Source organism: Xylanivirga thermophila, from assembly GCF_004138105.1.
Classification (GTDB): domain Bacteria; phylum Bacillota; class Clostridia; order Caldicoprobacterales; family Xylanivirgaceae; genus Xylanivirga; species Xylanivirga thermophila.
The window spans coordinates 1-10,124 of sequence record NZ_RXHQ01000051.1 but is presented as its reverse complement, the minus strand read 5'-3'; the positions used below and the strand labels follow the sequence as shown (position 1 = coordinate 10,124).

Genomic DNA, 10,124 nt, shown 5'->3' with positions numbered 1-10,124 from the left:
GAGCGTAGCGAAGTGCATTTTAGGCTTGACAACTTTGCTAAATGGTAAAATTTAAGATATTTTTCTTAATTATTATAGCGATTGACTTTCTGGAAGAAAAAGGTGCCAATAAAAACTTGACACACACCAAACTCGATTGTATATTGACAAAAAACATTCAATTAGTCATTCCTATACAAATCAATTTTATTTGTATATAGATATGGTTTTTTCCCAACTAGACTACATAATTCAAGAAATTTACTTTTTTTCATTAGTAGTTGACTCCCTATTATATATGGAATCCTATCTGCGTCATTGTCTGGATCATGAAAACTTACATCCCATCTAGAGAATTTTAGGACAGTCTCACCGTCTTTAGTAACTCCAACAATTCCATCATAATTTTCTATTATTTTTATTCCTAGAAGATATAAAACTTCGTTGGTAATACCTAAATATTGTCTTATTTTATAAGTCAAATACGGTTCTTCATGGAGTGTAACATTTGAAGTAAGAAAACACTCTAATTTGACTAAATTACTTAAAGAAATATATTCAACATAATTCTCGTCGAATAAAGCATATTCATCTCTTAATCTATAAAAAGGTATTGTTTCATTTCTTTCATTAAATCCTATTCCAGAAAGTATTATTACTACTTTTAGGTTTTCACCAAAGTTTTGTTTATATTCACCAAAATTGTAGAACCATTTTTCATAATAAGCAATTCTTATCCAGTCACTTAATTCTACTTCTGATATATTATCATCAACATATTCAGGTAGTTTTAGATTTTTAGGTCTAGGTATAAGAGAATTATTTTGGGCAACTATTAACCTTATATCATCCAGTACAATACCAAACAATTCCTTTTCAATTTCATTTAAATATTCATGCCCCGAATAATTATTTATGAATTCATCAACTTCATTTGCCATACATTTCGTTAATATATCATAGTAATAAACATTCGGTACAACTGTGCTGTACTTTTTATCATATAATAGTTCACCATATTTTTCAAAAAACTCATTACTAAAGATATGTTGTACATAGTTATTAGCAATATTACCAATATCTACCCCTCGCTTTTCTAATAACGATAGCCTATTATCAATTCCTTTAATTTTGCCAATAAAATAATTAGTCCTCTCATCATCATATTTATACTTATGATTATAATTTAAATAGATTCTATTTTTGTTTATATTAAGAATTACTTTAACCAAATAATCTATTAATGCATTTTCGCTTGTATTTATACCTTTCAGTGAATCCTTTATTCCAAAATTCTCAATTTCATCTTTTGTGAAATGACTTATTATTAATACTAATAAAACAATTAATGCATAATCTATATATTTCTCCCTTTCGTTTAGAAATTGGATAAATGGCTTTGCAAATTTTCCTCTTATATGTTCATCTTCTAGCAAATCATCTAATTCAGAAATAATCCATTTATATCTATTTGCTTCTCCATATTTTAATCTGGTTAAAAGTATAGATAGCAGTTTTTCCTCATTATCCAATTGATTTGATTTAGATATAATATTACTCCAATCAAAATCAATCTGACCAGGCAATCTATAATTTATAATATCGAAAAGTTTATCCCAGTAATCTAATATGGCTTCATTTTTATTATCTACCGCAGTTAAAGCGTTGATTATTTCACCCCCAACCGCTAATGAATAATCAACAGTACATAAATTATTATAAATATACTCAAAGAAGTGTTTTTCAGCCACTTGAGAATCATATGCGTGTGCCCTTCCAAATAAATCTATCTCTGTGAATCTACTATACAAACCATCTTTATGTACCAAAAACATGTGCATGAAAGCGAATGCTTTTATTTCATTATTCAACTCAAGGTTGTCAAAAATATCTATTAGTTTTTTCTTTGAAGATTCATCACCTACTCTGTCAAAACAATACTTAATTAAACTACTTAAAAATACTTTAGATTCATCATTTAAGTGTTGGATTCTACTTAAGTAGTAATATAATCCCTGCAAATCATTATTTCTAATACCATTCTCCTTGATATAAAACAATAAATCTTCATTAGTAAATTTATCAAAACTCAATCGGCTTATAAACATATTTTGCATTTGATTATTTTTCGAATAGTTGCTGTCTTTTAAACTTTCGATATTTGAATAAACATTATCATACCAATCAATATTAAACATCTCACATAATTTTTTAAGCGTTGTGCCAAACTATAATTATAAATATGTACCTTTCCTTCTATTCCAAAACGGCTTACTAATTCAGCAATAGACCTTCTTGCCTGTGGCAAAAAGTTATTATCTATTAACCATTCAATGTTATTAACATATGCTTCAATCAATCTATCCGAAGTATTATTAGGGAAAGTTTTAAATAACACATTCTCTATTCTAGGTGAAATCTCGCTGTTACATGCAATCAACAAATACTCCAAACTATCTTCAAATACCCAATGTGCAACATATGAAATAAGTTCATTTTTTAAATATTCTAATGCAATGCTTATATCTGTATTAACAAGAATTTCAAACCATTCACGCTGATATGTTTTGGTGCTTTTGCCATCTGTATGGTATACAACAGCATCCGCCAATGTTTTCAACCTTAATATATTTTGCAGACCTTGTTCCCTATTAACTATATATGTGCTTTCCACACTATCAAGAAGATGACTTAGTGTGCGATCCTTACGGAAAGAATATGACAATAAATACTTTACACCTTCTCTAAATTGTTTCCGGGCTTTATCGTCTTTTCTCGCTTTAGATAGAAGAATAGCATATTTGAAACTGTAATCTGCAAGATAAAAATAAAGCCTATTTTTATCTTCGCTTGAAATTTTTTCATTGAAAATATCCATAATAACTTTATTATTCTGTTCGTTTGCGATTTCTAAAAACAAATTAAATAGTTTGTATGTTGGTAACGGCCCTCCTGTTGATCCTTGTAATAAAGTCATGGTTTCTTTAGACATTGTCGAAACAATTTCTATTATTTTCTTCCATGCTTCTTCTGTTTTTATATAAGCCATTGGCGACTTGATTGTCTCATATATAATACTTTCATAATTGTATAAGTCACATGTCCGCGGTTTTCCTTTGAAAGGGTCTACATCATTAATTAGCCATAAATATGCATCACAAAGATTAGATTCAAAATCTTTATTGTTAAAGTCTTTTTTTAGAATAACTCTGTTAACTTCAGCAATAAATATCAACCAATTATAATACCAATTTCGATCTTTTATTTCATCAATGAACCTATCTAACTCATATTCTTTATGTTTTATTATGAATTTTATGTTATCTACATAGAACCTTAATGATGACATTGTTTCTTCAGAATATGAATCTGAAACTTTTAATTTTTCAAATATAGATGTAATAAAACATTCATCAATGCTTTCATTACCTAAATAATCAGTTAGACTTTGTTTCCAACATTGGTTATTAGGTATCACCCTAATAATCTCAATAAGATTATCAAGCAAGTCCCTTCTATGATACTCCTCAATTACTATTTTTCTATATTCAAACGCTTGTTTATCGCAAATCTTAGCTAGTACATCTTCCATCTTCCGCTCCATATCTAAGCATGCACAAATATAGTATCTATAATCTTTTAATTTATTTTCCAAACTTTTTCTATTATTTGATTTTATAGATTCTACTAATAATTTTATATATGGTTCCCATTCCGGAATAAAATCATTTTTTGAGCATAGATAACAGACTTTCAATCCATTATTCAGATCAAGAGCCATTTTGCCTTCATATAATAATATATTTCTAAGCGTATCAAAACCATGAATTAAACCTAGTGCCCAATAATACAATTCTGAATTTTCATCAAAAGAATATTCTAAACTATAAATCATATTGTTTAACTCAGTGCAAACAATTAAGGAACCATAATCCTTCTGAATGCAAGCAGTTTTTATTAATATATCAAAATTACGTTTCAGAGAACTGATGTTATTGCCATAAAATATACTGTCCACTACAAACTCTTTATTACAATACGCTAAAATTTCATCATACCTTTTTGATTCAAATAATAGAACTAATAGATTTAAATAAGATTTTCTGTTTTTATAAAACCCTTTATTCTTAAGCCATTCGATTAAATCTTTGTAGATTGCTACTGCTACATTAACTTCTTTTTTTCTAATGATTCCACTATATACCTTCTAAAACTTTCATGATATATTGTATAACCGCCATTACATGCATTAAATTTCAGTATACTTTGTATTGTTTCTAGACTCTGTCCTACAATTTGTCCTAAACCAGTAATCTCCATTAATTCCTCTTTAGTTAAATAAAATGGTGCACCAGATAATATAAGCGGAATTTTTTCACTTTCTGGTATTTTTGACATTATGTAATCATAATAGCCAGATAAATTACTACTATATGGTGGAAAACACTCTATTAGATCAACTGATATAACAGCAGGGCTATAGCGTTTTATCTCACTAATAAGATAAGTTAAATATAACGGATTCCCATTACTCTTTTTCATTAATAAATCTGACAGTTTAAGATTCCAATCTAAATTGATATTCTCAAGATTATTATTTATCAATAATCTCTCAATATCACTTTTATCCCATGCTTCTACATTGTATATTTTATAGCCATTATCAGTTAGTTTAGTAACATCTTTAACAGGTTGTGATGCCAAGATTATCCTAACATTCTCAGGAAACACTAATTCCGATATCACTTTTATAATTTCGGTATCAACCTCTTTAATTATTGATTTATGGTTACTACTCAGGCGTTCCCATTTGGAGTTATCCTATGTTAATATATGACCATGGTCATTGACCCCATATATTAAAAAAAGTGCAACTCTAATAAAGAGATATATAGACATCCCCCCACATCTAACAATTGAATATTAAAGAGAATTTTGAGGAATAAAGGCATCTCCTTTTATGGCATTGACTAGTGATTCTAACACCCTCATTCCGTTTTTTCTGCATGTCGATATATAACTCCTTATCCTGCAAAACGTATTCGCACCTTCATCCCCGCGAAAGCACCCTGAGATTTTCTGTCTTAGCTTCACCATCCTAATATCTCTTTCTGCGCGATTATTGTCGAAAGGGATATCGAAATCTAGCATAAATGCGAGGGTCTCAAGATTGTATTTCTCAAGTTTCTCTAAAAGGTTAAGAGACTCACCTTTCTTAGGCTTACCTGTCTTTTCTGATACAAGATTGCCAGTTTTTAAGGTGTTCTCTTCCTTACCCTTAGCGATGATATCGTCATATCTTCCTATATAGGCTTTGATTTCATCGGAAGGCATTGAGTCTATCCCTTGTTCCTTTAGGCTTTCTACGCGCTCCTTGATTTCAATTAGGAGCCCTGACATCTCATTTGCCCATTCATGGCCATAGCTCTCATGAATGCCTTTTAGATTTCTTAGATGATGGGCATTGCATTCGGCATGGGTGCAGTCAGTGTAAGTATAATAGGATTTCCAGTGGTCATGGACTGCCGTACCCTGAAACTCGGGAAGTATACCAATATCCTTACTGGCATCAGCGCCCCTTTTATCATGGATAACATAGTAGGTAAGCTTATCCGTTGATGCGCTATGAACCCACTTTGTCTTCTTGTCTGAGCGCATACCGGTCTCATCAAAGTGCGCTACATCTGCGTCTATAAGCTGACCTATTACCGCATTCTCAAACCCTTCAAGATTCTTTTCAAGACGCCTGTTAATACTAACCAAAGTGCCTTGACTAATATTATGACCCGTAAGATCTCTGATAAGCTCAGCGGCTCTTTCAAGGGGAATCAGCTGATAGTTTGTTAGGTATGACATTAGCGCCTGGAGGTTCTCACCGTATTGGACAGGCTGGTTTACTCCTTCAGGGAATTGGCCTTTATGAACCTTTCCGCATTCGGGACATTCTATTTCATGGGTTTTATATTCGGTAACCTTTATCTTTATTACAGGTATTTCAAATACTTGCCTAGTGCGGATAGTTCCTTTAATCCCCTTTAAGTTGTAACCACACTCGCAGTGTTCGGGCTTTATATCAACAACCTCATCCGGGTTTTTAACCTTTTCAAGGGTCTTACCCTCATGACCGGGTTGACCACCTGTTGGTTTACCGGATTTTTTACGGTTGTTTTTAGGCTTCTTCTTTAGCCCGTCAGATGATGGGGGCTTGCTACTATTGCTGCTGTTTTTATTAAGCTGGGCCTCTAGCTCAGTAACCCTAACGTTAAGCCTATTAACCTGTGTAGATAATTCTGATATCTGCCCGCTTAAACTCTTTACTAGCCCTACGACAGCGTCAATGCCTTCATTATATATTTTTATGATATCTTTTTCACTCATTATAATTACCATCAATTATTTATGTGTGTTATAATTATAATGGATTTGAGGCACTAATTGCATCAATCAGATATTACCAATAATCTATTAGGCTAGTATGTCAATGCCTGAGTAGTAACGATTTATGAAAATTATATACTCTTCCAATATGATCCAGACCATCAATTATAATTACTACTTCTTCTTGCACAATATCTAACAAAATTTGCAGTTCTTTTACATCTACGCCGAATTTTGTGTTCTTGTACTCCGCTAAATAAGGATATGCGCTAATAATATCATTTATTAGATTCGCTAAAAAAACATTTACTGTAATCCTCTCTTTTTCATATACATCATCCATACTAGTATAGCAATAATGCTGAACTATTTTTACACTATGGCTTTCTAGAAATTTGATAAAATTTTGAAGAAACCAAGACTTTCCTGAACCTGGCTCTCCAATCAAAATAGTCTTTTGATTGGCTAAAATGAATTTATAAAAATCCTGACATCTAGATTCATTAACCACATTTATATCATTATCGATCTCAAAACTTTGCTGTATATTTCCAAAATCACACTTTAACCCTAACCTATATACTATTGTGCTAAGATTTAATTCTTCTCCTCTTGCTCTAGAACTTTTTATTATATGAGTTAATCTTAATAAAACATCATCGACTTCTTTTAAATGATTAGGGTATTTCCCCACACCAAACTTTTTTAATTTAGAAATTACTAAACGCTCTAATTTACCAGGATTAGATATATCATAACTTGCTTTAGGTAAGTTCACTTCAATAATAAGATTATTTAAAAATGAAGCAAACTCTTCCCTATTAATAGTTTTCGCTTGACTTCTTAGTCTCTTCCATGTAGATGCAGGTAATTCTCCTCTCATCCATATCTTATCAATATTAGTTTTTAAAAACTTTACATTATTATCTTCATATAAATTATAACAATCGACTTCTTCAAGGAAATCTAATTCTTGGCTGTCTTCTATATACTCCCATGCTAAACAAAGCCTGCAATCAATATTTTTTGACCCTGCTGTTTCTTTCCATGATTTAAATAATGTGTCCAGTGCAAGATCATAACTGGCAGATGAAAAATCTGCTTTTTTTAAAATTTTGTCTTCACTATATTTTATTTGCCTTTTGAAAACTTCATTAGCAGATATAATTGTTATATCATCAAACTTATCATTTTTACTTTCTTTTTTATCAATCTTAAATTTTGCATTATTAGTTAATAATAACTGTTCTATAATAAATAATGCAGACAATAGATCTTGATATTCATATCCTTTATAAGCGTCTCCTAAGCCCATAATGCTCCCCTCCATTTAGTTCTCTTATAATACTCAACTTTTACTATTTAAATGTCGTTCATCATAGAAACTACTGTTTTACATCCTAAATACTTAAGTAAATATCTCATTATTTTTTATCGCAATTATTCAACATAATTTAATTATACAACAAATGGAAGAATTTTGTCATTTTCACATAGAATATAAAATAAAGACTATGACCGATTGTCATAGTCCGAATATTAGCACATTATAATTGGTTAATTTTATTTCTCATTGATTCTCTACTCGGATTTAAATAAAGAAGTATAGGATGAACATTACCATGGCCTACTTTTTTAGTTTCTCCTTTAGATCCAAAATATACTGGTTCGAATAACTTTGATACTTCTCCCTATTTAGGTAATAGAATAAATTGGGAATGGGAGAAAAGTTTTTTCTTCTTTCATAAATACAATGTTGAATCTCTTTGGCTTTTTTTAAAATGTCTTCTTTGGTGAATTCCTCAATGTTTTCATAAATTTGATATAGGCTATCGTTAATATCTTTACTACTTTTAATGTTTTTATAGTTCTTATATATATAAGAAAGTCTATCTACTACAATTGTTAATATGGGGTATAGTTTTATTATTAAATTTTCTACACTATTATTCCAAAAAATAACAATATATACTGATAGCAACATTACAAGCAATAATATATTTAGTTTTTGATACTTCATTCTTAGTTGAGTTTCCCAATCACTATTTTCTATTTGGCAAAGTATAATTGCTTTTTCAATAGAAACTCCTGATACATCTGAATACCAATCCTTAACCCCTTTTTGCTGCCCATTACGACTTGTTTGTTCAATAAACTCTTTTGGAAACTTTGTTTTTAATTCCAATGCTATTTTATGCAGGCTCGTTACTTTCAGAAAAGGAGCGTATGTATCGAACCCATATAATTTTCTGTCTATAAGTTCCTGCATTGTAGCAGCAGTATTTATTCTTTCACCTTCTCTAATATATAATATACAAAAAGTTACCCCCCAAATAACATATATCGCTTTAAAATAATTATTGCTCTGAATCGTATTGAGTAATCCTAAAACATAAAAAATAAGATTAGCAAAAAACATTATATGAAGTGCTCTTTTACTCAATGAATACAATTTCCTCTGGGTAAACAAATATAAAAGAATTTCTTCGGTGTTTTGCTTTATATTAATATCATTACTACTATCCATATCCATCTAATCCTTGCTATATTCTGGAAACTCGCTTCCGAATATTTCAGCCCATTTATTAATGGCTTTCTCATGATCTTTATCATCTATTTCTGCAGAAATCGCTTCTTTTGCTTTTTCATAATCACTTTCTGCTTTGTTTGAAATTTTCAGTTTTTCATCATATGTAAGTATGTTTAAATCTCCTTGAATTTCTTTTGGATCATTAATGGAATACCAAATGTTATCTTTGATATAATATAAAACATCTCTAAATCTTAAATCAATATAATCACTTACACTATCTACGCTATCAAAATATTGTAGTAATAAACATTCTAATGCATAAGATGGCATCAATGGCATTGTAGGTCTTCTATTCCAATACTTTACCAATCTTATAGTCTCTAACATTAATCCATTATGTTTTTGGTTCAAAGTAGTTACTTTATCCCTATCTTTGCGTGGATCTGTTTTTTGCCAATTTCCCTTTCCATCTGGTATTAAATAATAATCTCGGCCATCAGATTCTTTAGTTGTTCGAAAACATGGTACAATATCAAAATTCCATTCATAAGATTTTAGTTGAAGTGTGGCTGCTGCACCATTTTTATGAGTTTCTGCTTTCTTATAATCACTTAAATTCTTAAGTTCTTTTATGAATTTATTAATAACTTTTGTTGAATTAAGTACATTGGTGTTCTCATTGCAACAACTCTTTTGGGGAGAATTATCATCATGTACATAAATTTTAACATCATATCCAGAATCATAATAAGTGCTACCGTCACTTTTTATTCCAATCATAATATCAATATCATCTAAGGGTCTTATTTTTGTTTTTCTTGCAAATGAGCCAAATGCAATATCAATGTCATGATATAAATTAAAAAAATCTTCATTAGAACCCAAACTATGTATATTATCTATAAGGTTGTCCCTGCTTTTTCTAGCAGTTTTTGTTTTGTCTGGATCCAAGTTGACCTTATCCCGCATAAACTCTTTAAATGCATTATTTACAGTTGTCGCCATATTGTTCACCCCTTAAAATTCATATAATTTCATTATATCCCAATGACCCTTTAACAATATTATACACTATTCCAATTTGAATTTCATACTTTATTAGATTTTTTGATAGCGTCAATTTACTGTAGGGAAAAGAAGAATAGATAACATCCTGGGATATTTTTACTTAAAGTTACAGTTCCCATATATTCAGATGACTGTTTGGTATTATAGTTTTATCTACACCATTAAC

Annotated in this window: 7 protein-coding genes; all 7 read right to left on the bottom strand. The window is 30.2% G+C overall.

From position 1 onward, the window contains the following. Positions 1-161: 161 nt before the first annotated feature. The 7 genes from EJN67_RS13475 to EJN67_RS13445 all read right to left on the bottom strand — a co-directional run bounded on the left by EJN67_RS13475 (position 162) and on the right by EJN67_RS13445 (position 9,895). Entirely contained in the window at positions 162-2,177 is a 2,016-nt protein-coding gene (locus EJN67_RS13475) for a hypothetical protein (RefSeq protein WP_129724959.1), read from the bottom strand. Further along, positions 2,126-3,997: a hypothetical protein gene (locus EJN67_RS13470; protein ID WP_129724958.1), complete on the bottom strand. Its 1,872-nt coding sequence runs from the start codon at positions 3,995-3,997 to the stop codon at positions 2,126-2,128. The genes EJN67_RS13475 and EJN67_RS13470 overlap by 52 nt, the downstream gene beginning before the upstream one ends. Positions 3,998-4,143: 146 nt before the next feature. Further along, entirely contained in the window at positions 4,144-4,683 is a 540-nt protein-coding gene (locus EJN67_RS13465) for a hypothetical protein (protein ID WP_129724957.1), read from the bottom strand. Positions 4,684-4,902: 219 nt separating this feature from the next. Next, positions 4,903-6,357 carry an IS66 family transposase gene (gene tnpC, locus EJN67_RS13460; protein ID WP_129724956.1) on the bottom strand — a complete coding sequence of 485 codons (1,455 nt, stop codon included), beginning with the start codon at positions 6,355-6,357 and terminating at the stop codon, positions 4,903-4,905. 100 nt (positions 6,358-6,457) lie between these two features. Continuing rightward, positions 6,458-7,672, bottom strand: coding sequence for an NACHT domain-containing protein (locus EJN67_RS13455; RefSeq protein WP_165000889.1), 1,215 nt, complete (start codon positions 7,670-7,672; stop codon positions 6,458-6,460). A 312-nt stretch (positions 7,673-7,984) separates the two neighbouring features. Next, the gene (locus EJN67_RS13450; RefSeq protein ID WP_129724954.1) at positions 7,985-8,884 is read right to left on the bottom strand and encodes an S-4TM family putative pore-forming effector; all 900 of its coding nucleotides are present in this window, start codon (positions 8,882-8,884) and stop codon (positions 7,985-7,987) included. 6 nt (positions 8,885-8,890) lie between these two features. Then, a complete protein-coding gene (locus EJN67_RS13445; RefSeq protein WP_129724953.1) occupies positions 8,891-9,895 on the bottom strand; it encodes an SMODS domain-containing nucleotidyltransferase in 1,005 nt (334 codons plus the stop codon). Between the last annotated feature and the right edge of the window lie 229 nt (positions 9,896-10,124).

Bases quoted from the DNA above. Each gene is read 5' to 3' on its own strand.
- EJN67_RS13445 (WP_129724953.1), bottom strand. From the start codon at position 9,895: ATGGCGACAACTGTAAATAATGCATTTAAAGAGTTTATGCGGGATAAG.
- tnpC (WP_129724956.1), bottom strand. From the start codon at position 6,357: ATGAGTGAAAAAGATATCATAAAAATATATAATGAAGGCATTGACGCT.
- EJN67_RS13475 (WP_129724959.1), bottom strand. From the start codon at position 2,177: ATGTTTAATATTGATTGGTATGATAATGTTTATTCAAATATCGAAAGT.
- EJN67_RS13450 (WP_129724954.1), bottom strand. From the start codon at position 8,884: ATGGATAGTAGTAATGATATTAATATAAAGCAAAACACCGAAGAAATT.
- EJN67_RS13455 (WP_165000889.1), bottom strand. From the start codon at position 7,672: ATGGGCTTAGGAGACGCTTATAAAGGATATGAATATCAAGATCTATTG.